This window comes from Paenibacillus sp. FA6 (genome assembly GCF_051550225.1).
In the GTDB taxonomy this organism is placed as follows: domain Bacteria; phylum Bacillota; class Bacilli; order Paenibacillales; family Paenibacillaceae; genus Paenibacillus_AQ.
Map to the genome: position 1 here is coordinate 3,289,695 of NZ_CP188820.1, position 23,721 is coordinate 3,313,415.

The window sequence follows — 23,721 nt, forward strand, 5'->3', positions numbered from 1 at the left end:
GTCATCTTTTGATCACGCACTGTAATCAATCACATATACAAATAGAGGTTGTCCATTAGTCTGAGTAACTAATGGACAACCTCTATTTCATTCAAATCATAAGATTGGTTTGCAATTATTTACTATTTGACATCCGTGCGAACACCTTGACTTATAGAACTACGATCAAAAGTCAATTTTGTTGCATCGTTTACTAGAAGAACAATAATATCATCTGTAATCTCTACGATTTTTCCGTGAAGACCACCAATCGTTACTACTTTGTCTCCCTTTTGGAGAGTGCTTAACATGCTAGCACGAGCCTTTTGTTTCTTCTGTTGCGGACGAATTAACAAAAAGTAAAAAATAGCAAACATTAAAACAAATGGCCATATTAGTTGAAATATGGATCCAACTCCCCCACTACCGGAAGCTTCTGTTGCAAATTCGAACATTTCTTTTCCCCCTTAAATAAATGTCATCATTCTAGAATCCTTTCAGATTCTCGTAAAGACCATACTGTTCAAAAAACTCATCTCGAAAATCAAGCAGTCTGTCTTCCATAATGCTCTGACGAACCTTGCGCATTAATTCTAGCAAGAAGTGCAGATTATGGTATGTAGTCAGTCTCAGTCCAAAAGTCTCATCAGCTTTGATCAAATGCCGCAAATAAGCTCTCGAGTAATTCCTACATGTGTAACAATCGCATGCCGGATCTAAAGGACCGTAGTCACGAGCATACTTCGCGTTACGAATTACAACTCTTCCTTCGCTTGTCATCGTTGTCCCATTACGGGCGATCCGTGTTGGTAGAACACAGTCAAACATATCTATTCCACGAATGGATCCTTCGATTAGAGCATCAGGAGATCCCACGCCCATTAAATAACGAGGTTTATTGCTAGGTAGGAGTGGAACTGTGTAATCCAGAACATCATACATTAGCTGCTTTGGCTCTCCCACACTGAGTCCACCAATAGCATACCCCGGGAAATCCATGGAAGTCAAATCTCGCGCACTTTGCTTACGCAAATCTTCATACATCCCACCTTGAACGATACCGAATAGTGCTTGATCTTTACTCCGCGCATGACTTTCTAAGCAACGCTCAGCCCAACGAGTTGTGCGTTCAAGCGATTTTCTAGCATATTCATGCTCAGCTGGATATGGTGGACATTCATCGAAAGCCATCATAATATCCGAGCCAAGTGCATTCTGAACTTCCATTACAACCTCTGGAGAGAGGAATAATTTATCTCCATTTAGATGAGAACGGAAATGAACGCCCTCTTCTGTAATTTTACGCATTTCACTTAGACTAAATACTTGAAATCCACCACTATCCGTTAGAATTGGACGATCCCAATTCATAAACTTATGAAGACCGCCTGCTTCGCGGATAATATCGTGACCTGGACGAAGGTATAGATGATAAGTATTACTAAGAATAATCTGTGCATTCATTTGCTTAAGTTCTTCCGGACTCATCGTTTTAACCGTGGCCAGTGTCCCCACAGGCATAAATGTTGGTGTTTCAATAATTCCATGAGGTGTATGAACTCGTCCTAGACGAGCTCCAGATTGTTTACATGTTTTTATATGTTCATAAGTTACTGCTGCTACCATAATGTATTTGTATCCCTTCTTCATAAGAGGTTGTTCGAAAAGTCACCTTGTGAACTCTCATTTATATAACTTAATAAATAAACATCGCATCACCGAAACTAAAGAAACGATATTGCTCCTTCACAGCTTCTTGATACGCTTCTAGAATCTGTTCTCGTCCTGCCAATGCACTTACAAGCATCACCAAAGTAGACTTTGGTAAATGAAAGTTGGTAATCAAGGCATCTACGACGGTAAATTGATATCCTGGAAACATAAAAATGCTAGTCCAACCACTACTCTCTTTCAATGGAGCGTCTCCACATTTCTGCCCGACAGTTTCTAGTGTCCGAGCAGACGTTGTTCCTACGGCAATAATTCTCCCACCGTTCAGGCGCGTTCTATTCAGTAAGTCTGCGGTTTCCTGAGACAATGAGAAATACTCTTCATGCATAACATGGTCTTCCACTCGCTCAACTGACATCGGTCGAAATGTCCCTAACCCGACATGTAATGTTATGAATGCCACAGATACTCCCTTGGCACGAATATCATGAAGTAATTCCTCTGTGAAATGAAGCCCTGCTGTAGGTGCTGCTGCCGAACCCTCATGACGAGCATACACCGTTTGGTAACGTTCACGATCATCTAACTTATCCTTAATGTAAGGTGGAAGAGGCATTTGTCCCAGACGGTCGAGAATTTCCTGAAATACGCCCTGATAAGTGAATACAAGTACTCGAGCACCCATATCTCCTTCAGATTCAATCACCGCTTTAAGTTCATCGCTGAATATAATGACATTGCCTTGTCTCAGCTTTTTCCCTGGCTTCACTAATGCTTCCCAGCGGTCTTCACCCAAATTTTTAAGTAACAGAACCTCTGCTTTCGCACCAGTATCCTCTTTCACTCCGAATAGTCTCGCCGGAATAACGCGAGTATCATTTAATACAAGTGTATCACCTGGTTGAAGATAATCTGTTATATCTTTAAAGGTGTGATGCTCCATCGAACCATCTTCTCTGCTCAACGTAAGCAATCGCGATGAACTTCGTTCTAAAAGTGGGGTCTGGGCAATCAATTCCTCTGGCAGATCGAAATTATATAATTCTACATCCATGTTGTCGTCATTCCTTAACAATAGTGACATTTTGATAATAGTGTTTCAAAATATCCTGATAATCATACCCTGCATCAGCCATACCTTTGGCTCCCCATTGAGAAAGTCCTAGTCCATGACCGTTTCCTTGACCGATAAATTTAAACTTCTCACTCGCATCCACTGCAGTCGCCTTTGAATCACCATTCATGATAACCGTCGTAATCCCATTAAGGTTACTAACCCCCGCTGCTGAAATGACAGAAGTCGTTGATGACGTAGATGCTTGTACCGTTGCACCGTCGGAACCTAATACAGTATAACTTCCGGTGGATACAATATCAAATAAAGTACTCGGTAAGCCATTTAATGCTGATCTAAACAAATCTGGATACTTCACATTTAGAATTTGACCATTTACCTTCAGTTCAATAACACGACCCGATGGTCCCCGTTTCGTTACTTCCAGCGAACTAATCGCGGATGGTAACTGCAATGATGCCTTTCCTTGCATAGCCTTGAGTAGCTCAGCAGAGGTATAAGGGCCTCTAACCCAAGAATAAGAGTTCGATTCTGCGACTTTTTCAAGAATAACGGCAGTATCTCCCGGATTAAGCTTAGCTACAGGTGTTACAGTCGATTGAATCTGTGGTGTTGGACGGACATTGGTATCTGATGATGTTACCGTTAATTGAGCAAGTCCTGCTGCGGTTGTATTACTCAATTCCTTCACATTATCTTCACGGATATAACCTGTCAATCCATTGTTCAAAAGGACATAATACCACATCTTCAAGTTATTTTGAGCAGATATATCACCTTCACTTTTTACATTTATAAAGGTATTGTTACCGCTATTCCATACTTCACTAGAATCTGCTGTTACCCCACCACTATTAGATGAAAAGATAGCTTCAACTACCTTACCATCCTTTACGAGAACTTCACCCTTTGTATCGTCAACAGCTTGTGTAATACTTGCAGCTTCTGAGCTTAAGCCATTATAAACTTGACTTAGCGTCGTATCGACCACATCTGCCACTTGATATTTGTTTCTTTGAAATATAGCATAGCTTCTTGCAGCTACCGCTTGAGTCTTCAGTGCCTCTGACGACCACGAAGAAGGTACTTCTCCCCCAACAACAGAATATAGGTATTGTTCTAGAGGAAGTTCATTCACCAACGCTAACTGACCATTATATGAACTAATCTCCCAATTGCCACGATAAATTCGCTCTGATCTCTCCATTACTTTTATTCCATTGGATGGATCCGGTATCCATACTTTCGCAGATTCACCGCTTATTTGATAATGTGCTACCGTTTGATTAGGAGATAAATGAAGTCCAACGTCCTGACGTAGTATAAGTGCTGGAAGAGATGAATCTATAGCCGCTAAAGTAATCGTAGGCATAACCTGACTCATTTCTTGTTGAATAACACTCAGTTCACCATCACTTGTTGCTTCTCCTACCCATACCGCATATTGAATTCCACCTGACGGTATATATTGGATAACAGTCATAGCATCAAAACCAGCCGCTTGAATCAACCTTTGTTGTGCCACGGCTTGATCTAACGTAGCATGAACACCTGCTGACCCATGTTTGCTCCCCTTCAGCGAAGGTGTTTGACCGTTCAATTGAGCAGCCGCCGTTTGGCTAACACGGATCATAGCTTCTCTACCGGCTTGTTCAGTTGCATACATTCCGGTATACAGTTGATACACCGTCTGTCCTCCCAATGAAGAACTGAATAGAATCGGCTTATCATTCGCTGTTGCAGACAAGTTCTGGAATGCAGCTACTACAGTATTCCAATCTGACGTCTCCAATACTTTTACCCGAAATGAATCAACACTGAATCGTACTTGTGTACTCCCCATGAAGGATGCCATCTCACGGTATCCAGCTGAACCATTCATCCCGACACTCCAAGCAGATCCAGACCCAAGTGTTACTGCTGGAGTGATTGATCTGTAAGTACTTCCCAAGTCAACAAACATCGCAACCCTTATCGTATCTGGAATAAATCCTGCCGCCATAGCCCTTTGTGAAACATTCAAACAAGATAAGCCAATAACAACAACTAACATGCTTGTAGTAAATTTCTTCAGAAACCCTTTTTTCAAATCAAAAATCATTGGATATCTCCTCTCTAGGATAGAATATTTATTTCTGCTGAGGTGGTTGTGGTAATCCTAAGTGTTGATACGCTGTAGGTGAAACCATTCTACCGCGTGGAGTCCGTTGTAAAAAACCAATCTGCATGAGGTAAGGTTCGTATACATCCTCAATCGTTTGACTCTCTTCTCCAATCGTTGCGGCAATCGTATCGAGTCCCACTGGGCCTCCACGAAAACTTGTAATCATCGTATGAAGTATTTTGTAGTCAATGGAATCTAATCCTCTTGGGTCTACTTGCAGCATTTGGAGTGCTTGATCTGCAATATCTCTTGTAATCATCCCATCCCCACGTACTTGTGCATAGTCTCGTACTCGCTTTAGCAGACGGTTAGCAATACGAGGGGTTCCCCTCGCTCTAAGCGCAATCTCATCGGCTGCATCTCCTACAATCTCAATCCCGAAGATATCTGCTCCCCTCGATACGATATAACTCAACTCATCCACACTATAAAATTCTAAACGACTAACTACACCGAAACGATCTCGAAGTGGCGCCGATAACAAACCTGCACGAGTGGTAGCACCTATTAATGTAAACGGAGGTAAATCCAATCGCACAGAACGGGCACTTGGTCCCTTACCAATCATAATATCCAGAGCAAAGTCTTCCATTGCAGGATACATGACTTCCTCTACTGTCCGATGCAGACGGTGAATCTCGTCAATAAACAGTACATCGCCTTCTTGAAGATTGGTCAGTAACGCAGCCAAATCTCCTGGGCGTTCTATAGCAGGACCGGATGTTGTCCGCAGATTCACCCCTAATTCATTGGCTATGATATTAGCTAGTGTTGTTTTACCGAGCCCCGGAGGACCATACAGAAGCACATGATCTAGCGCCTCATTACGCATTTTAGCGGCTTCAATATAAATTTTTAAGTTTTCCTTCACTTGATTCTGTCCGATATATTCTGCCAAATAACGAGGGCGAAGACTTAACTCCACCGCCTGATCTTCCATCATCAAGTTCGCTGATATAATACGGTCTTCCATTAACTATCGCTCCTCTTCCTCAGCCCGCATAGAGCAGTTTGAGCGCCTTCTTCATTAAGACGTCTATCGTGTCTTCATATGTGATATCATCTTTAATTTTTAACCATACACTGTCAAGCTCCGTCTCCGTATACCCTAGGGCCTTCAATCCTTCCCTAGCCTCAGACCAAGAGGATCCATCTCCTTCTTGAGGTTCAGGGACGGTGAATAATCCACCCGAAATAACAGTTGTAGCGAAACCATCCAGCTTGTCCTTCAAGTCGAGAATCATCCGTTGCGCAGTCTTCTTCCCAATACCCGGAAGCTTTATCAAGAAAGGTATATTCTCTTGATAGATTGCAGAAACAACAAGTTCTGGATTTCCCCCACTTAATATGCCAAGGGCTACCCTTGGACCAATGCCCGATACTTCAATTAACTTACGAAACAATTTCTGCTCTTCTCGTGTCGGGAATCCGAATATTAATATGGCATCCTCACGCACGTTGTAGTGTGTATAAATAGTTACTTCGCCTTCCACCTTGGCAAAGGCGTAGGGGTTCGGACAAAATACCCGATATCCTATACCACGGACATCAATCACAACATAGTCATTCTCCAAATGGACGACCGGACCTGTTAGGTAATCAATCATTTCTTCAACACCTCTTTGATCATCGAATTTAATGTTGATGAATGGGCGTGACATATAGCAACAGCTAGAGCATCCGCCACATCATCAGGCTTAGGAATTTCTTTTAGATGAAGATAAATTTTCACCATCTCCTGAACCTGCCTTTTCTCAGCCTTACCATAACCTACAACAGCTTGTTTCACCTGTAATGGTGTATATTCTGCGACTGGAAGTCCCTTTTGCACTGCGGCTAGAATCATCACACCACGTGCTTGACTTACAATCATAGCCGTCGTCACATTCCGATTGAAGAATAACTTCTCAAAAGCGACAGCATCTGGTTTATATTTATCTATCAACTGTACCATACCTTCATACACATGTAGCAACCGATCTTCCTCTGGCGTATGAGCTTCGGTCTGAATGCATCCATATTGCACCGGAATAACCTTACTTCCTACCTTGTCCACGAAACCAAATCCGACAATAGCAATACCCGGGTCAATTCCTAAAATCCGCAAAATTAATCTCTCCTCTGTCATAACACGAACATATGTATTCGTTATCTCATTATATGAAAAACTCTCTATTAAGTCTATTACTCTAAGAAAACAACTCCTTCTTAGGATTGATAGTTGCCTTTTAATTCATGAATAAACGCCTTCATAGATAAACTTATCATTGATTCATTTCGATAAACGATTCCAACTGTTTTTTGAGGTATAGGCTCAATAATAGGAATAATCTTTATCTGTTGATCTTGAGCATAATTTACGTGAAGATAAGATTTAGGTAAAATGGTTGCACCAATATTCAGCCTAACCATCTGCATCATAGAATCCATGGTCGACAGTTCCAATATAGGTGTCAGGATAATACCTACTTCTTTCCCATACGTATCAACCATTTTTCTAACCAAGAACTTCTCGGGAAATAATATAAGTGATAGATTTTGCAAATCATTGAATGGAATGCTATTCTCTTTAGCTAATGGATGTACTGATGAAACAGCTAAACTAAGCTCTTCCGTATAGAGTGGATGACTAATCAAGTTTGCATCCTCCAAAGGTAGAAAGACAACACCCATATCCAATTCATTATTCAACAAGCCATGCCTCGTTTCTTCCGTTGCTAATTCAATCACAGATAACGATATATTAGGGTACTTCTCATGAAAAGAAACGATGGTCGTTGTCAGTAGATGATTACCCGAACATCCAATCCTTAACTTCCCGCGTTGTAATCCCTTGATTTCGGTTATTTTTATTTGTGCTTGTTCTAGCTCATAGAATACTCTAATGGCATGATTTCGCAAAATATGACCAGCTTCAGTTATATAGTTCTTTTTTCCGATTCTCCTAAACAAGGGAGTTCCCAATCTATCCTCAAGCACGCGAATCTGTTGACTCAATGTAGGCTGGCTAATTCCTAATCGCTCTGCTGCTTTGGTAAAGTGTAATTCTTCACAAACGGCAAGAAAATATTCTAGAACTCTGAATTCCAAATTCACTACCTCATTCCATGTATAGTTGGTACCTATCATCTTAATAGATATTATTGGATTGACCAATTGTTTTTTTATTCATTATAATGAAGTAAGTATATTTCAGTGAAACTCAGGAGGAGTTAAAGTATGAAGGACATTCAAATCTACAAAAGAGACGACCTTAAACAGAAACCACTTCAAGATCATCTAGAATTTGGACAAATTTTTACAGATCATATGTTTTTACTAGATTACAATTTAGATCAAGGTTGGCATGATGCTCGTATCGTTCCTTATGGCCCCATAGTGTTGGATCCTGCTGCCATGGTATTGCATTATGGTCAAGCTGTTTTCGAGGGAATGAAAGCATTCTTGGCAAAAGATGACCAAATTCTTTTGTTTAGACCCAATAAAAATATGGAACGTTTCAATCAATCGAACAATCGTCTTGAAATTCCAGAAATCGATGAAGACTTTATTCTACATGCTATTCAAACCTTAGTTAATATAGAAAAAGAATGGATTCCTTCAGGTAAAGGTACCTCTCTATATATTCGTCCATTTATTATAGCTACTGAACCTTGTCTTGGTGTACGTGCCGCCCATAATTATCAGCTTCTCGTCATCCTATCTCCGGTTGGCGCATACTACAGTGAAGGTTTAGAGCCTGTTAAGATCAATGTGGAGTCTTCCTACGCGCGCGCCGTTCGAGGTGGACTAGGGACCGCGAAGGCAGCAGGTAATTATGCAGCTAGCATTAAAGCACAAACCGAAGCTAAAGAAGCAGGATATTCTCAAGTTCTTTGGTTAGACGCTCTCGAAAGGAAATATATTGAGGAAGTTGGCAGTATGAACATATTCTTTAAAATTGATGGAAAAGTCATCACTCCAGAGTTGAACGGTAGTATTCTAGCAGGGGTAACCCGTGATTCTATTATCGAGCTACTACAGAGCTGGGGGATACCGGTAGAGGAACGCCGGATTTCGATGGAGGAAGTCTTCGAAGCTTATAATAATCATACTTTAGAAGAAGTCTTCGGAACCGGTACAGCGGCAGTTATCTCTCCAGTTGGTGAATTATTCTGGAATGAGAAACAAGTGCTCATCAATGAGGGGCAAATCGGTAAGCTGTCACAACAACTTTATGACACCATTACTGGTATCCAAACGGGATTCATCCCAGATACTCTGCAATGGACTGTACAAGTATAATCAAATAGAGGAAGTTCAAAAAGTCATCTTTTGATCTCGCACAAACACAGCTAAACAGCAACAGATCCCACTAGACATCTAGTGGGATCTGTTGCTGTTCTTTGATCAATTGTCTCTTACTCTGTCCTCTTCATAACATTCTCAGTATACTCTTGTGCGAAGTCACTGAATGTCGATATAACACTATTGTATTCATCTAAATCTTGAATACGAATACCGTCATATAGTTGTTCCAATACACCCTCAGGCAATGCTGATTCCATAGAGTTAATATCGAGTTGAAAAAAGGTCTTTAATACCCTTTCTTGCTTCGGTGGACCTTCATATAAGGTAAGATTACCATTCGCATCCATACTCATATATGCCCTTTGTTTGCACACAGGAGATAGGTCTTCGATCAGTTCCGTCAGCCAGACATCTTCATTTTCACCAAAATGACCTTTCCATGTTGGATTATGATGAAGCAATTCTATAATTTTATCAGAACTCATCTGTCCCATAACTCTTTCTTCTTGACCACATATATAGTTTCTCTGAATAACTACCCTATGGGCTTTATTAGAATCATTTAAGCTTTGCAAAAATTGTTGTCTTTCTTCAGTTTCATCAGTAGAAGCTGTATTTTGTAGATAGTTCAAGGTTTCCATAGCAATTTGTGGTTCTGAGTATAATAAAGATTCGATTTCCCCAGAGAGATGAATTCCCCACCAAGCCAGCATAGCGATAATCACACTCAAGGCTGTTGCTCCAATTCGACGCTTCCACCTTTTCCAATTTCTCATCAACCTTTTTTTGAGTTTCGAAGCATTCACGCTGATCCCCTTCTATCTGCTTACTTTTCTATATTGTGACCGAGGAGTACAATATTTATACAAACAAGCAGATAAAGGAACTCAAAGTATACCAAAAAATTAAAAACACGAAAAGAACCATCGAAATGATTCGATGGTTCTTAACATAATCGGGACGACACGATTCGAACATGCGACCCCCTGGACCCAAACCAGGTGCTCTACCAAGCTGAGCTACGTCCCGATACAATACCGATGGCCGGACTCGAACCGGCAAGCCCTGCGGCACCGCATTTTGAGTGCGGCGTGTCTGCCAATTCCACCACATCGGCTTATTGAAACTAATAAAATGGTGCGCCCTAAGAGATTCGAACTCCTGGCCTTTTGATTCGTAGTCAAACGCTCTATCCAGCTGAGCTAAGGGCGCAAATAAATGGAGCGGACGACGGGAATCGAACCCGCGACCCTCGCCTTGGCAAGGCGATGCTCTACCGCTGAGCCACGTCCGCATAATGATGGTGCGCGTAGAGGGACTTGAACCCCCACGTCGTGAAACGCTAGATCCTAAGTCTAGTGCGTCTGCCAATTCCGCCACACGCGCACACTTTGATAAGAAATGGTGAGCCATGAAGGATTCGAACCTTCGACACCCTGATTAAAAGTCAGGTGCTCTACCAACTGAGCTAATGGCTCATAAATTGTAAATATTCAAGATTCTGACGGATTACCCGACTAAATCTCTACTAAATATAATGGCGGAACCGACGGGATTCGAACCCGCGATCTCCTGCGTGACAGGCAGGCATGTTAGACCAACTACACCACGGTTCCACATAATTATAATTGGTTGCGGGGGCAGGATTTGAACCTGCGGCCTTCGGGTTATGAGCCCGACGAGCTACCGGGCTGCTCCACCCCGCGTCATCTTAAAAAAAATATTATGGTGGAGGCTGAGGGGATCGAACCCCCGACCCTCTGCTTGTAAGGCAGATGCTCTCCCAGCTGAGCTAAGCCTCCATATCTATACGTGTACAAATTAAATTTGGTGACCCGTAGGGGACTCGAACCCCTGATACCTCCGTGAAAGGGAGGTGTCTTAACCACTTGACCAACGGGCCGTTATGGCTCCCCGAACAGGACTCGAACCTGTGACAACTCGATTAACAGTCGAGTGCTCTACCAACTGAGCTATCAGGGAATATAACATTTTATAATACATTCCTTACATCACTTATGTATGTAATCATGTCTTACAAAACTTCTGCTTGGCGACGTCCTACTCTCCCAGGACCCTGCGGTCCAAGTACCATCGGCGCTGGAGGGCTTAACGGTCGTGTTCGGGATGGGTACGTGTGGAACCCCTCCGCTATCGCCACCAAACATGATTTTTCGAAGCTTACGCTTCTCGAAATCGCTGCGAGAAAATATCAGTCCTCATAAAGGACCTGCAGCTTATTCAGATGTTTGATCACCTGAAAACTAGATACGAACGAATTTGTGTTAGAAAGTATGAAGTATACACTTCAACCGTTAAACATTTGTTAGGATAAGCCCTCGACCGATTAGTATTGGTCAGCTCCGCACATTGCTGCGCTTCCACCTCCAACCTATCTACCTCGTAGTCTTCAAGGGGTCTTACTAATTGGGAAATCTCATCTTGAGGGGGGCTTCACGCTTAGATGCTTTCAGCGCTTATCCCGTCCGCACGTAGCTACCCAGCTATGCTCCTGGCGGAACAACTGGTACACCAGAGGTGCGTCCATCCCGGTCCTCTCGTACTAAGGACAGCTCCTCTCAAATTTCCTGCGCCCACGACAGATAGGGACCGAACTGTCTCACGACGTTCTGAACCCAGCTCGCGTACCGCTTTAATGGGCGAACAGCCCAACCCTTGGGACCTACTTCAGCCCCAGGATGCGATGAGCCGACATCGAGGTGCCAAACCTCCCCGTCGATGTGGACTCTTGGGGGAGATAAGCCTGTTATCCCCAGGGTAGCTTTTATCCGTTGAGCGATGGCCCTTCCATGCGGTACCACCGGATCACTAAGCCCGACTTTCGTCCCTGCTCGACTTGTAGGTCTCGCAGTCAAGCTCCCTTCTGCCTTTGCACTCTTCGAATGATTTCCAACCATTCTGAGGGAACCTTGGGGCGCCTCCGTTACTCTTTAGGAGGCGACCGCCCCAGTCAAACTGCCCACCAGACACTGTCCCCGAACCGGTTTACGGTCCTAGGTTAGAACCTAGATACGATCAGGGTGGTATCCCAACGGCGCCTCCTCAGAAGCTTGCGCTCCTGAATCTCTGGCTCCCACCTATCCTGTACAGATCGTACCCAAATCCAATATCAAGCTGCAGTAAAGCTCCATGGGGTCTTTCCGTCTTGTCGCGGGTAACCTGCATCTTCACAGGTATTAAAATTTCACCGGATCTCTCGTTGAGACAGCGCCCAAATCGTTACGCCATTCGTGCGGGTCAGAATTTACCTGACAAGGAATTTCGCTACCTTAGGACCGTTATAGTTACGGCCGCCGTTTACTGGGGCTTCGGTTCATAGCTTCGGGTTACCCCTAACCACTCCCCTTAACCTTCCAGCACCGGGCAGGCGTCAGCCCGTATACTTCGCCTTACGGCTTCGCACAGACCTGTGTTTTTGCTAAACAGTCGCTTGGGCCTTTTCACTGCGGCCCCCTCGTGCTATTCACACTACCGGGGCACCCCTTCTCCCGAAGTTACGGGGTCATTTTGCCGAGTTCCTTAACGAGAGTTCTTCCGCGCGCCTTAGAATACTCTTCTCGCCTACCTGTGTCGGTTTGCGGTACGGGCACCTTCTCCTGGTTAGAGGCTTTTCTTGGCAGTGTGAGATCATGACCTTCGCTACTGTAATTTTCGCTCCCCATCACAGCCTAGCCTTATAGTGTGCGGATTTGCCTACACACAAGCCTCACTGCTTAGACGGACTATTCCATCAGTCCGCGTCACTACCCTACTGCGTCACCCCATTACTCATAACGGATTACGGTGGTACAGGAATTTCAACCTGTTGTCCATCCACTACGCCTTTCGGCCTCGCGTTAGGTCCCGACTTACCCTGAGAGGACGAGCCTTCCTCAGGAAACCTTGGGCTTTCGGCGGATCAGATTCTCACTGATCTTTTCGTTACTTATACCGGCATTCTCACTTGTATAGTGTCCAGCGCTCCTCACGGTACACCTTCAACCTCTATACAACGCTCCCCTACCCCTGATACTAATGTATCAAGCCATAGCTTCGGTGGTGTGTTTAGCCCCGTTACATTTTCGGCGCAGAGTCACTCGACCAGTGAGCTATTACGCACTCTTTCAATGATGGCTGCTTCTAAGCCAACATCCTGGTTGTCTGTGCAACTCCACATCCTTTTCCACTCAACACACACTTGGGGACCTTAGCTGATGGTCTGGGCTGTTTCCCTTTCGACAATGGATCTTAGCACTCACTGTCTGACTCCCGGATATAAGTACATGGCATTCGGAGTTTGACTGAGCTTGGTAACCCTTGCGGGCCCCGCACCCAATCAGTGCTCTACCTCCACGACTCTTCATTCCGAGGCTAGCCCTAAAGCTATTTCGGGGAGAACCAGCTATCTCCGAGTTCGATTGGAATTTCTCCGCTACCCCCACCTCATCCCCGCATTTTTCAACATGCGTGGGTTCGGGCCTCCAGTGCGTGTTACCGCACCTTCACCCTGGACAGGGGTAGATCACTCGGTTTCGGGTCTACGTCCACGTACTAAAATTCGCCCTATTCAGACTCGCTTTCGCTGCGGCTCCGCCTTCTCAGCTTAACCTTGCACGGGAACGTAACTCGCCGGTTCATTCTACAAAAGGCACGCCATCACCCATAGAACGGGCTCTGACTTTTTGTAAGCACACGGTTTCAGGTTCTATTTCACTCCCCTTCCGGGGTGCTTTTCACCTTTCCCTCACGGTACTGTTTCACTATCGGTCACTAGGGAGTATTTAGCCTTAGCAGATGGTCCTGCTGGATTCATACGGGGTTTCACGTGCCCCGCACTACTCGGGATACGTCTCGGAGAGAATATACTTTCAGCTACAGGGCTTTTACCTTCTATGCCGGGCCTTTCCAGACCTCTTCGCTTAATATATTCCTTTGTAACTCCGTGTGAGACGTCCCACAACCCCAAAGAGCAAGCTCCTTGGTTTGGGCTAATCCGCGTTCGCTCGCCGCTACTGACGGAATCACTATTGTTTTCTCTTCCTCAGGGTACTTAGATGTTTCAGTTCCCCTGGTCTGTCTCTACCTACCCTATGTATTCAGGTAGGAGTGACTGCGTATTAACACAGCCGGGTTTCCCCATTCGGACACCCCCGGATCAAAGCTTGCTTACAGCTCCCCGAGGCAGTTTCGTTGTTCGCCACGTCCTTCATCGACTCCTAGTGCCTAGGCATCCTCCGTGTGCTCTTAGTAGCTTAACCGCGTTGCTCATTTGTTGCGCTGCTCGCTCTGTTGTCCGCTTATTTCCCCGTGAACGGTTGAAACAAACTTCCAAAGGATCGATCATCACATCAAATTCGCACGTACATGTTAGCTTGTACTCGATAAATCGAATACTCGCTGCTACTTTTACACTTTGTTTCGTTAACAAGTTAACAAAACGTAGATAAAAAGAATGTTCATTCTAACTTACAAATTCGTTCGTTATCTAGTTTTCAAGGATCAAAGTTCACACCCTTACTTAGCGGTAGAACATGTTTGAAAGATTGCTCTTTCAAAACTGACAACGAGTGAGTGTGCGACTTTACATTGTAAAGTCTTACGGTGACCGTAGTCACCGTGTTCGAATGTTTCCGTTACAGGAAACGATTCTCCATAGAAAGGAGGTGATCCAGCCGCACCTTCCGATACGGCTACCTTGTTACGACTTCACCCCAATCATCTACCCCACCTTCGGCGGCTGGCTCCCTTGCGGGTTACCCCACCGACTTCGGGTGTTGTAAACTCTCGTGGTGTGACGGGCGGTGTGTACAAGACCCGGGAACGTATTCACCGCGGCATGCTGATCCGCGATTACTAGCAATTCCGACTTCATGCAGGCGGGTTGCAGCCTGCAATCCGAACTGAGACCGGCTTTGTTGGGATTGGCTCCATCTCGCGATTTCGCAGCCCGTTGTACCGGCCATTGTAGTACGTGTGTAGCCCAGGTCATAAGGGGCATGATGATTTGACGTCATCCCCACCTTCCTCCGGTTTGTCACCGGCAGTCTGCTTAGAGTGCCCACCATAATGTGCTGGCAACTAAGCATAAGGGTTGCGCTCGTTGCGGGACTTAACCCAACATCTCACGACACGAGCTGACGACAACCATGCACCACCTGTCTCCTCTGTCCCGAAGGCCGCCACTATCTCTAGTGGATTCAGAGGGATGTCAAGACCTGGTAAGGTTCTTCGCGTTGCTTCGAATTAAACCACATACTCCACTGCTTGTGCGGGTCCCCGTCAATTCCTTTGAGTTTCAGTCTTGCGACCGTACTCCCCAGGCGGAGTGCTTAATGTGTTAACTTCGGCACCAAGGGTATCGAAACCCCTAACACCTAGCACTCATCGTTTACGGCGTGGACTACCAGGGTATCTAATCCTGTTTGCTACCCACGCTTTCGCGCCTCAGCGTCAGTTACAGCCCAGAGAGTCGCCTTCGCCACTGGTGTTCCTCCACATATCTACGCATTTCACCGCTACACGTGGAATTCCACTCTCCTCTTCTGTACTCAAGTCACCCAGTTTTCAGTGCGACCCAGGGTTGAGCCCTGGAATTAAACACCAAACTTAAATGACCGCCTGCGCGCGCTTTACGCCCAATAATTCCGGACAACGCTTGCCCCCTACGTATTACCGCGGCTGCTGGCACGTAGTTAGCCGGGGCTTTCTTCTCAGGTACCGTCACCTTGAGAGCAGTTACTCTCCCAAGTGTTCTTCCCTGGCAACAGAGCTTTACGATCCGAAAACCTTCATCACTCACGCGGCGTTGCTCCGTCAGACTTTCGTCCATTGCGGAAGATTCCCTACTGCTGCCTCCCGTAGGAGTCTGGGCCGTGTCTCAGTCCCAGTGTGGCCGTTCACCCTCTCAGGTCGGCTACGCATCGTCGCCTTGGTGAGCCATTACCTCACCAACTAGCTAATGCGCCGCAGGTCCATCTATAAGTGGCAGATTACTCCGCCTTTCAGTATCTCTTCATGTGAAGAAATAAGTTATCCGGTATTAGCTACCGTTTCCGATAGTTATCCCAGTCTTACAGGCAGGTTACCTACGTGTTACTCACCCGTCCGCCGCTGAAATTTCAGAAGTGCAAGCACTTCTGAAATCTCCGCTCGACTTGCATGTATTAGGCACGCCGCCAGCGTTCGTCCTGAGCCAGGATCAAACTCTCCAATAGAGATTGATTTCAAATCAGCTTTGCAGTGATTTGGAACCAATCATGAAAAGAGCGATTATGCTCATTTTGAAACATACTGACGAGAATTATTCATTCTCAATCCAAATGATTTCTCATTTGTTTTGTTCTCACTTTCGTGAAAACCACTCACTCGTTGTTCAGTTTTCAAAGATCAATTTCTCTTTCGTTAATCACCAGTTTGTCTCGGTGACAACTTTTATATCATATCATGTGAGATTTGATAACGCAAGCTTTATTTTTATGAATTAATTATCCTAATCCTTTATGCTACCATTCTACTTCTTCTCTACTTCTTCCAGCCCGTCAGACTTTAATGGGTGGATTAATAATTTAACACACTCTCCCCCTATTTGGCAACTAGAAAAACATATCATATAGAAACGACCCTGTTATCCTTCTCTAATGACTCTTGTCGTCTCTCCAAAAAATATAAGAAAAGTGTATAGATTAAAGCTACTATGTTCTTAGCACTCAATAAATCAAGACGGGCGATTTATAAATCGCCCGTCTTGATTTTGAAATGTTTTTAATTTTTTATCCAAGGATTACGTCGTCTATGTTGCACGCTTGATTTCTTAACTTCTTTTTTTGGAGCTGATTTTCCAATCTGATTTCCAGATCCTTTTCTGCCTTTACTCACACTGGAAGTCTGAGCAGTCTCCAGTTCCTTATCACTAACTAATACATCGGATTCGATTGGTGAGCCATCTTGCTCTCTACTTTGGCAACCACAATCTTGTGTTGCTTTAACTTCTGTTTGTTGCGGGTAAGCCGAACCATAAGCTCCATAAGACATGTTCGGCATCGCTGAATAACCACCCTGCATATTGGACTGCGGAAAAGTCCACTCGAAAGGATGCGTGCAAGAGTAGATATCAGAATGGATTACAGGTGCATTCTCCGATGCGAGTGTAGCATTAGATACAGTTGCTGGTGCATTCTCCGTGTAGGCCCCATAGGATGAGTAACCAGAAGTGTTTTCCATAAACTGAGCATTATAAGGCGAAATATTCGGATTACAATACTCCGGCATTTGATGAGTCATTTGCATCATCTCAGGATAGCTTGATTGCCCATACCCATATCCTTGTTGTTCATACTGTGGCTGGGAATACGAGTAACCCTCCGTTACCCCTGGATAGGTTGTTTTCTCCGCAGAAACTGGACATTTCTGAGTTGGCTCTACCACAGGTTGCTGCGCCACAACTTCTTGCGCAGGTACAGGAAACTGTATAAACAAATGCTGTGACATTTCTACTTTTTCTTCATGGCTTTCAAATACAGGATTAGGCGCCTGTATGATCGGGGCAGGATTCACTGGGAGCGGTGGAAGTTGCGGAACGACTGGTGGAAGGGCCTGATTTGGCGCTGTTTCTGTTTTGACTCCTGTATTCGTTTTCCCCCCATGCGTAATCTTATCCATCGTTCCTTTCCCTTCAGATGATGCATTATAGACGCCCTCTTTCATTACCACCTCAGGAATATTCACAACCTCACCAACTAGCAGGGCATTTGGGTTTTTCAAATGTGAGTTAGCATCGAGCATTTCCTTCAATGTAACTCCCCATGCTTTAGATATCTTCCAAAGACTATCTCCCTGTTTCACTACATGTTTATGAACGGCGTCTTCTGGTTTAGATGTAGAAACAGACTTCGATGGAATTTTGACCTTATCACCTATGTTTAGCTTGTTTGGATCTAAGAGCTGTGGATTGGCTTCAATTAACTTTTCTAAAGGGATCCCATATTTTCCAGATAAGTTGTATAAGGTGTCGCCTTTCTTAACCATGTGTATTTTCACGCGGTAAAACCTCCTAAACTTCTTTTAGGCAGAATAATAGCCCGCCTTCGTTACTATCATCTTATGCAGAGTTTAGGCGAATGACATCATTGATAACAAAAAAAATCCTTCCATGTTCAATCATGAAAGGATTTCTATAGACACAGCCCTACAAATGTAAGGCTAACGGATCTTACTACATCTGCATATTCTTCTCATAGGTATACGTTGGATAGGACCCCAACACTCGCACCTGACATCCTAATGCCTCAATCTCCAATATCGCTGCCTGCAATAGAACCGTATTAACTTCTTCAAGAATATCAATATAGAAATAATAATTCCCAAGTTTTTTCTTCGTAGGACGTGATTCGATTCGTGACAAATTGAGCCTTCTCCAAGCAAAGGTAGAAAGAACTTGATGAAGTGCCCCAGGGAAATCTTCTGGGAGCGTAACGGTAATACTTGTTTTCAATGCATTGTTTTGACGTTTAAGCTTCACAAGATCAGGACCAATAAGTACAAATCTGGTGAAATTATTGTCATGATCCGTCACACGCTCAGACATCACATCTAAACCATGGGTTGCCGCACCAAGAGCTGTACCAATGGCCGCCCATCCATTCCCTGGATTATTTTTCACAATACGCACTGCTTCAGTTGTACTCCCTACATTCTCTATCTCAGCTTGGGGCGCACGCTTCCGTATAAACTGCTGACATTGCGCAGAGGCAACAGGATGAGAAATAATCTTAGTAATTCTGCTGTAATCTATATCACCTGATTCAGAAAGGAATTGTTCTCGATCTCCTATCAAGTTCTGTATAGATGGATAGACCCATTCCACTTGCATAGGGATATCAACTTCATTCACAAGCCAATCCATATGCAGACTTACTGATCCTTCTATTGTATTCTCGATGGGAATTACACTGTAATCACTTTTACCTTGAGCAGTTGCAAGAAACACATCCGAAATAAGCTTATAATACTGTAATTCTACAGGTTCATCACCAAATAAATGAAGTACAGCCTCATGAGAAACAGAGCCTTCTGGTAGTAATGCTATTCGTTTCATACTTCAACTTCCCCTTTGATCATGTTCATAAATGAGTTAGAGTTCACTGTCTCACAGATCACAGCACCCTCACGAGACGGCCCAAGCCATCTTGCAGACGCTTGAATGCCATGCGACCTCATTGTATCTAACAGATAGGATTCCAATTCTCTCTTTCGAAGATCTCGACGATCTACTAATGCTAACAAAGTTGGACCCGCGCCACTCAAGGCAACCCCAAGTGCTCCACGATTCGGAGCCTCCTCCAATATAGATGTCATTCCCGGCACTAAACTTGCTCGATACGGCTGATGTAATCGATCCGACATAGCCTTTCCTATAAGGTCAAACCTTCCACTGGAGAGCGCAGCCACCAGCAACGATGATCGACTGATGTTATATACCGCATCTTTTCGGCTAATATGATCAGGCAACACCTTTCGAGCTTCAGAGGTAGACAATTGAAATTCCGGGATGACAACTAAGACCTCTAAATCTTCATGCGGTTCTATCCCGATATAATCAGCGTGAGTCCCATCCCATATTGCAGTAATGATTCCCCCGAACAAAGACGCTCCCACATTGTCAGGATGACCCTCTAAACTTGTTGCCATGTCGAATATCTTATCATTGGAAAGTGGAGATCCTATTAGAGCATTTGCCGCGGTCATTCCTCCAATAATAGCTGACGCACTACTCCCGAGACCTCTTGTCAATGGGATCTCTGAATACATTGAAATTTCAACCTCCGGCACAGAAACCCCAGCCTCAACAAATACAAGCTGTGCCACTCGGTACAATAAATTAGTTTTATCCTTAGGTATCCCTTTCATTTGATCCCCATACAAATGAAATTGGGTTTGTTCCGACTTTTTCATCTCCACCCATGAATATAACGATAAGGCCATCCCTAACGTATCAAATCCTGGGCCTAGGTTCGCCGTGCTAGCAGGAACCTTTACGCGAACACCTTCATTTCTATCCATAACGGCTCCTTTATATATAAATCGTTATCCCTCTACCCGATAAACACTTTTAATGGTACGAATGACATCAAGTCCTTCAAAATGCTGCAATACCTTATTCATACTAGCTTTGCTTACATCATGAGTAACGATAATAATTTCTGCAAAAGGATTATGTTCGTTCGGTTGTTGTACAACAGACTCTAAACTCACATCGAATTGAGCAAATGCCTGTGTAATCTGCGCAAGCACTCCTGCCTTATCATCCACATGTAGAAGAATAAAGTTTTTGTACTTGATTTGTTCATCACTCTTGAGCTTTTTCAGCTTATATGGAACAATGGCTTTCAAGCCATTTACCCCAAGCTTCAAATTCTTAATTACCGCTACCAGATCCGCTACCACTGAAGTCGCCGTAGGCATTGCTCCAGCCCCAGCCCCATAGAACATCGTCTCTCCAACTGCTTGACCATACACATACACTGCGTTATACACACCGTTAACCGCGGCAATCGGATGACTGCGTCGTACCATTGTAGGCTGAACACTAATACTGATAGACTCATCCTCACAATCCGCAATCCCTAGAAGCTTCATTTCATAACCTAGACGCTTAGCATACGCAATATCTTCTTTGGTTACTTGAGATATACCGTGGACACTTACATCCTGTAATTCAACATTGGTTCTAAAACCAAGTGTTGCCAGAATAGTCATCTTTCGAGCAGCATCCAGTCCCTCTACGTCCGAAGTTGGATCTGATTCTGCATAACCAAGTTGTTGTGCTTCTTGTAGTACATCATCGTAAGAAGCTCCTTCTTTACTCATCTTAGTCAGAATGAAATTAGTCGTACCATTCACTATCCCCATTATTTTTAAAATACGATCTGAAGAGAAACCTTCAATTAACGTACGAATTATTGGAATACCACCAGCTACACTTGCTTCATAGAATACATCGCATTGGTTTTCTTGGGCCTTAGCAAGAATTTCAGATCCATACAATGCCATTAAATCTTTATTCGCGGTGATGATATGCTTCCCTCGCTCTAAAGCTTCCAATACGTAAGCTTTAGTCTGCTCAACGCCACCCATAACTTCTATGATGACATCAATCTCAGGATCACGAATAACATCCCACGGATCTTCTGTCAGCTTTGATGGATCAATAAAAATATCCCTTGGTTTTTCACTGTTCTTCACAGCTATCTTTTCAATAATTATTGGAGAACCTACTTGACTGCTTAAATCTTCCTGATTCCCTTCCACAATTCGAACGACACCTATACCTACTGTACCTAATCCTAATAGCCCCACTTTTATCGGTTTCATTAATATACCCTCCCAGACCACTTCGTCCAACCCTTATTTATCCCTAGCCCTGTCCAATCATATGAACGCGTTTCACTCCTGAAATACCTTTTATATCTTCCAACATCTCATTAAGTTCTTCACTGATCCTTGATATTTCCACAGAGATGACAACATTAGCCACCCCTTGCAATGGTATGCTTTGATGCATCGTTAGTACATTACCACCAAGACCAGCTACAAGGCTTAACACCTTCGATAACATCCCAGCATGATGTACTAAATCAATGGATATTGTCACAATTCTCTCACGTTCCAAATGATTAATAAGATGAATCCCATCTTTGTATTTATAAAATGCACTACGACTTAATCCAACTTGTTCCACCGCTTCATGAACCGTCTTCACATCTCCAGTAGTGAGCAATTGCTTCACTTGCATCGTCTTTATGATAGCTTCTGGTAAAATATCCTCACGAACCAGGTAATAGCGTTCTTTCACGAACGTCCTCTCCTCAAAGACTGCTGTTTGTGTATAGTGGACATTATAATATAAAAACCCTTTAAGGGTCAATAGACAGACATCCTTATAAGCAGAAGTTCAAAAAGTCACCTTTTGATCACGAAGTAAACCAAGGGGTCTATTCGACATCGAATATTGAATTCAGCCGGTCCTTCCGGTGCTCACGTAGGTACTGCCTACGCTCCGCTCCTCACTCCCTTGCTTCGTCCAATCTTCTCGGTGCTGAAAAGCTGACTTTTTGAGCTCTCATTTTAAGAGGAAGTTCATAAAGTCATCTTTTGATCACGATGTATATTCAAACAAAAAACCGTGTGCGGCACTTCTAAAGTGCTGCACACGGTTTGTAGCATTTTAATAATAACTACTGCCTTCAACAAATTCGAACTCAAAGTCTCCAAGTCGAACGATGGTACCATCTACCGCTCCGCGTTTACGAAGTTCTTCATCCACACCCATACCTCTAAGAATTCGGCCTAATTTAAGAACAGCTTCATGCGAATTAAGTTGCATTCTCTTCATCATTTGTTCAATCTTTTCACTATGAACGACGAATTCATCGTTATCTCTAACGATCGTAAACGAATCATCATCCTTCTTATCTAGTTTATACACTTTTCTTTCCTTCAGTTCAGAAACTTCCTCTATAACAGGTTCATCCGGAATTTGATCAAGTAAGTCTGTAGCACGGTATAGCAATTCCTGTATACCTTGACGAGTCAAGGAGGATATTGGCATAATCTCCATTTCGGGTCTAATTAGTTTAACCTTTTCACGGAAAGATGCTAATAGCGCTTCTGAGTCAGGCATGTCCATTTTGTTCGCCGCAACGATCTGAGGACGATTGACTAATACCGGATTATATAGTTGTAATTCATCATTGATCTTGACCCAGTCTTCGTAAGGGTCTCTGCCTTCAGATCCAGACATATCCACCACATGAATAATGACACGAGTTCGTTCAACATGACGTAGGAATTCATGCCCAAGCCCTACACCCTCATGCGCACCCTCGATTAGTCCCGGTAAATCAGCCATAACAAAACTACGATGGTCCCCCACATCAACCACACCTAAATTCGGAGTAAGCGTTGTGAAGTGATACGCACCAATCTTGGGAGTTGCAGCTGAAACGACAGATAACAAGGTCGATTTACCAACACTCGGGAAACCTACAAGTCCAACATCTGCCATCACCTTTAATTCTAATACAATATGTCGTTCCTGACCCTCTTCGCCATTCTCGGCAATTTCGGGTGCTGTATTCTTAACTGTGGCAAACCGATTATTACCTCTTCCTCCACGTCCTCCACGTGCGACAACTACAAATTGTCCATGTCTGGTTAAATCCGCAATCACTTCTCCTGTATCATCATTCAATATGATTGTACCCGGAGGGATACGAACAATCATATGTTCCGCATTGGCCCCATGTTGACTTTTATTCCGACCCTTCACGCCTTTATCTGCCTTGAAGTGACGTTGGTAACGGAAATCCACCAAGGTTCGAAGCCCTTCATCTACCTGAAAAATGACATCAGCACCTCTGCCCCCATCACCACCCGCAGGTCCACCATTTGGTATGAACTTCTCACGTCGGAATGCAACTATACCGTCACCGCCGTCGCCAGCCTTTACATATATTTTCGCTTTATCTATAAACATAACTTCACC

Annotated in this window: 16 protein-coding genes, 11 tRNA genes and 3 rRNA genes; 1 reads left to right on the plus strand and 29 read right to left on the minus strand. The window is 44.0% G+C overall.

Features of this window, described 5'->3' with window-relative positions:
* Positions 1 to 122: 122 nt before the first annotated feature.
* The 8 genes from yajC to ACP8HI_RS15375 all read right to left on the minus strand — a co-directional run bounded on the left by yajC (position 123) and on the right by ACP8HI_RS15375 (position 7,979).
* Positions 123 to 434 carry a preprotein translocase subunit YajC gene (gene yajC, locus ACP8HI_RS15340; protein WP_438347090.1) on the minus strand — a complete coding sequence of 104 codons (312 nt, stop codon included), beginning with the start codon at positions 432 to 434 and terminating at the stop codon, positions 123 to 125.
* A 31-nt stretch (positions 435 to 465) separates the two neighbouring features.
* Positions 466 to 1,605, minus strand: a complete 1,140-nt coding sequence (gene tgt / locus ACP8HI_RS15345; protein WP_438351853.1) for a tRNA guanosine(34) transglycosylase Tgt — start codon at positions 1,603 to 1,605, stop codon at positions 466 to 468.
* Positions 1,606 to 1,675: 70 nt separating this feature from the next.
* Positions 1,676 to 2,704: a tRNA preQ1(34) S-adenosylmethionine ribosyltransferase-isomerase QueA gene (queA, locus tag ACP8HI_RS15350; protein ID WP_438347091.1), complete on the minus strand. Its 1,029-nt coding sequence runs from the start codon at positions 2,702 to 2,704 to the stop codon at positions 1,676 to 1,678.
* A 7-nt stretch (positions 2,705 to 2,711) separates the two neighbouring features.
* Positions 2,712 to 4,826 (minus strand): SpoIID/LytB domain-containing protein, encoded by a 2,115-nt coding sequence (locus tag ACP8HI_RS15355; RefSeq protein WP_438347092.1) that lies wholly within the window; start codon positions 4,824 to 4,826, stop codon positions 2,712 to 2,714.
* 28 nt (positions 4,827 to 4,854) lie between these two features.
* Complete coding sequence (gene ruvB / locus ACP8HI_RS15360; protein ID WP_438347093.1) at positions 4,855 to 5,862, minus strand: Holliday junction branch migration DNA helicase RuvB; 1,008 nt, start codon at positions 5,860 to 5,862, stop codon at positions 4,855 to 4,857.
* 19 nt (positions 5,863 to 5,881) lie between these two features.
* On the minus strand, positions 5,882 to 6,496 hold the full coding sequence (gene ruvA / locus ACP8HI_RS15365; RefSeq protein WP_438347094.1) for a Holliday junction branch migration protein RuvA: 615 nt from the start codon (positions 6,494 to 6,496) through the stop codon (positions 5,882 to 5,884).
* Positions 6,493 to 6,996 (minus strand): crossover junction endodeoxyribonuclease RuvC, encoded by a 504-nt coding sequence (gene ruvC / locus ACP8HI_RS15370; RefSeq protein ID WP_438351854.1) that lies wholly within the window; start codon positions 6,994 to 6,996, stop codon positions 6,493 to 6,495. Before ruvC ends, ruvA begins: the two co-directional genes overlap by 4 nt.
* A gap of 101 nt (positions 6,997 to 7,097) precedes the next feature.
* On the minus strand, positions 7,098 to 7,979 hold the full coding sequence (locus tag ACP8HI_RS15375) for a LysR family transcriptional regulator (protein WP_438347095.1): 882 nt from the start codon (positions 7,977 to 7,979) through the stop codon (positions 7,098 to 7,100).
* 129 nt (positions 7,980 to 8,108) lie between these two features.
* Here ACP8HI_RS15375 and ACP8HI_RS15380 point away from each other — a divergent pair, with 129 nt between their 5' ends.
* A complete protein-coding gene (locus tag ACP8HI_RS15380; protein WP_438347096.1) occupies positions 8,109 to 9,173 on the plus strand; it encodes a branched-chain amino acid aminotransferase in 1,065 nt (354 codons plus the stop codon).
* Between the two features lie 116 nt (positions 9,174 to 9,289).
* On the opposite strand, the gene ACP8HI_RS15385 is transcribed toward ACP8HI_RS15380, so the two are convergent.
* From ACP8HI_RS15385 to obgE, 21 genes are all read right to left on the minus strand, one after another.
* Positions 9,290 to 9,955, minus strand: a complete 666-nt coding sequence (locus tag ACP8HI_RS15385; protein ID WP_438347097.1) for a BofC C-terminal domain-containing protein — start codon at positions 9,953 to 9,955, stop codon at positions 9,290 to 9,292.
* Between the two features lie 179 nt (positions 9,956 to 10,134).
* Positions 10,135 to 10,208, minus strand: a tRNA-Pro gene (locus tag ACP8HI_RS15390).
* Between the two features lie 6 nt (positions 10,209 to 10,214).
* Positions 10,215 to 10,296 (minus strand) — tRNA-Leu (locus ACP8HI_RS15395).
* 18 nt (positions 10,297 to 10,314) lie between these two features.
* Positions 10,315 to 10,391, minus strand: a tRNA-Arg gene (locus ACP8HI_RS15400).
* Between the two features lie 7 nt (positions 10,392 to 10,398).
* Positions 10,399 to 10,473, minus strand: a tRNA-Gly gene (locus ACP8HI_RS15405).
* Between the two features lie 7 nt (positions 10,474 to 10,480).
* Positions 10,481 to 10,565, minus strand: a tRNA-Leu gene (locus ACP8HI_RS15410).
* 16 nt (positions 10,566 to 10,581) lie between these two features.
* Positions 10,582 to 10,657: transfer RNA gene (locus ACP8HI_RS15415), tRNA-Lys, on the minus strand.
* A 60-nt stretch (positions 10,658 to 10,717) separates the two neighbouring features.
* A tRNA-Asp gene (locus ACP8HI_RS15420) sits at positions 10,718 to 10,795 on the minus strand.
* Between the two features lie 13 nt (positions 10,796 to 10,808).
* Positions 10,809 to 10,885 (minus strand) — tRNA-Met (locus ACP8HI_RS15425).
* A 20-nt stretch (positions 10,886 to 10,905) separates the two neighbouring features.
* A tRNA-Val gene (locus tag ACP8HI_RS15430) sits at positions 10,906 to 10,981 on the minus strand.
* Between the two features lie 26 nt (positions 10,982 to 11,007).
* Positions 11,008 to 11,082: transfer RNA gene (locus ACP8HI_RS15435), tRNA-Glu, on the minus strand.
* A gap of 4 nt (positions 11,083 to 11,086) precedes the next feature.
* A tRNA-Asn gene (locus tag ACP8HI_RS15440) sits at positions 11,087 to 11,162 on the minus strand.
* Between the two features lie 65 nt (positions 11,163 to 11,227).
* A 5S ribosomal RNA gene (gene rrf / locus ACP8HI_RS15445) occupies positions 11,228 to 11,344 on the minus strand.
* A gap of 162 nt (positions 11,345 to 11,506) precedes the next feature.
* A 23S ribosomal RNA gene (locus ACP8HI_RS15450) occupies positions 11,507 to 14,437 on the minus strand.
* 398 nt (positions 14,438 to 14,835) lie between these two features.
* A 16S ribosomal RNA gene (locus ACP8HI_RS15455) occupies positions 14,836 to 16,393 on the minus strand.
* Together the 16S, 23S and 5S rRNA genes with 11 tRNA genes alongside form the textbook arrangement of a ribosomal RNA operon.
* 547 nt (positions 16,394 to 16,940) lie before the next feature.
* Complete coding sequence (locus tag ACP8HI_RS15460) at positions 16,941 to 18,215, minus strand: LysM peptidoglycan-binding domain-containing protein (RefSeq protein ID WP_438347098.1); 1,275 nt, start codon at positions 18,213 to 18,215, stop codon at positions 16,941 to 16,943.
* A gap of 175 nt (positions 18,216 to 18,390) precedes the next feature.
* Positions 18,391 to 19,272, minus strand: coding sequence for a prephenate dehydratase (gene pheA, locus ACP8HI_RS15465; protein WP_438347099.1), 882 nt, complete (start codon positions 19,270 to 19,272; stop codon positions 18,391 to 18,393).
* Positions 19,269 to 20,237 carry a homoserine kinase gene (gene thrB, locus ACP8HI_RS15470; protein WP_438347100.1) on the minus strand — a complete coding sequence of 323 codons (969 nt, stop codon included), beginning with the start codon at positions 20,235 to 20,237 and terminating at the stop codon, positions 19,269 to 19,271. Before thrB ends, pheA begins: the two co-directional genes overlap by 4 nt.
* Positions 20,238 to 20,261: 24 nt before the next feature.
* Positions 20,262 to 21,548, minus strand: coding sequence for a homoserine dehydrogenase (locus ACP8HI_RS15475; protein WP_438347101.1), 1,287 nt, complete (start codon positions 21,546 to 21,548; stop codon positions 20,262 to 20,264).
* Between the two features lie 43 nt (positions 21,549 to 21,591).
* Positions 21,592 to 22,029, minus strand: a complete 438-nt coding sequence (locus ACP8HI_RS15480; protein WP_438347102.1) for an ACT domain-containing protein — start codon at positions 22,027 to 22,029, stop codon at positions 21,592 to 21,594.
* A gap of 372 nt (positions 22,030 to 22,401) precedes the next feature.
* Positions 22,402 to 23,712 carry a GTPase ObgE gene (obgE, locus tag ACP8HI_RS15485; protein ID WP_438347103.1) on the minus strand — a complete coding sequence of 437 codons (1,311 nt, stop codon included), beginning with the start codon at positions 23,710 to 23,712 and terminating at the stop codon, positions 22,402 to 22,404.
* Between the last annotated feature and the right edge of the window lie 9 nt (positions 23,713 to 23,721).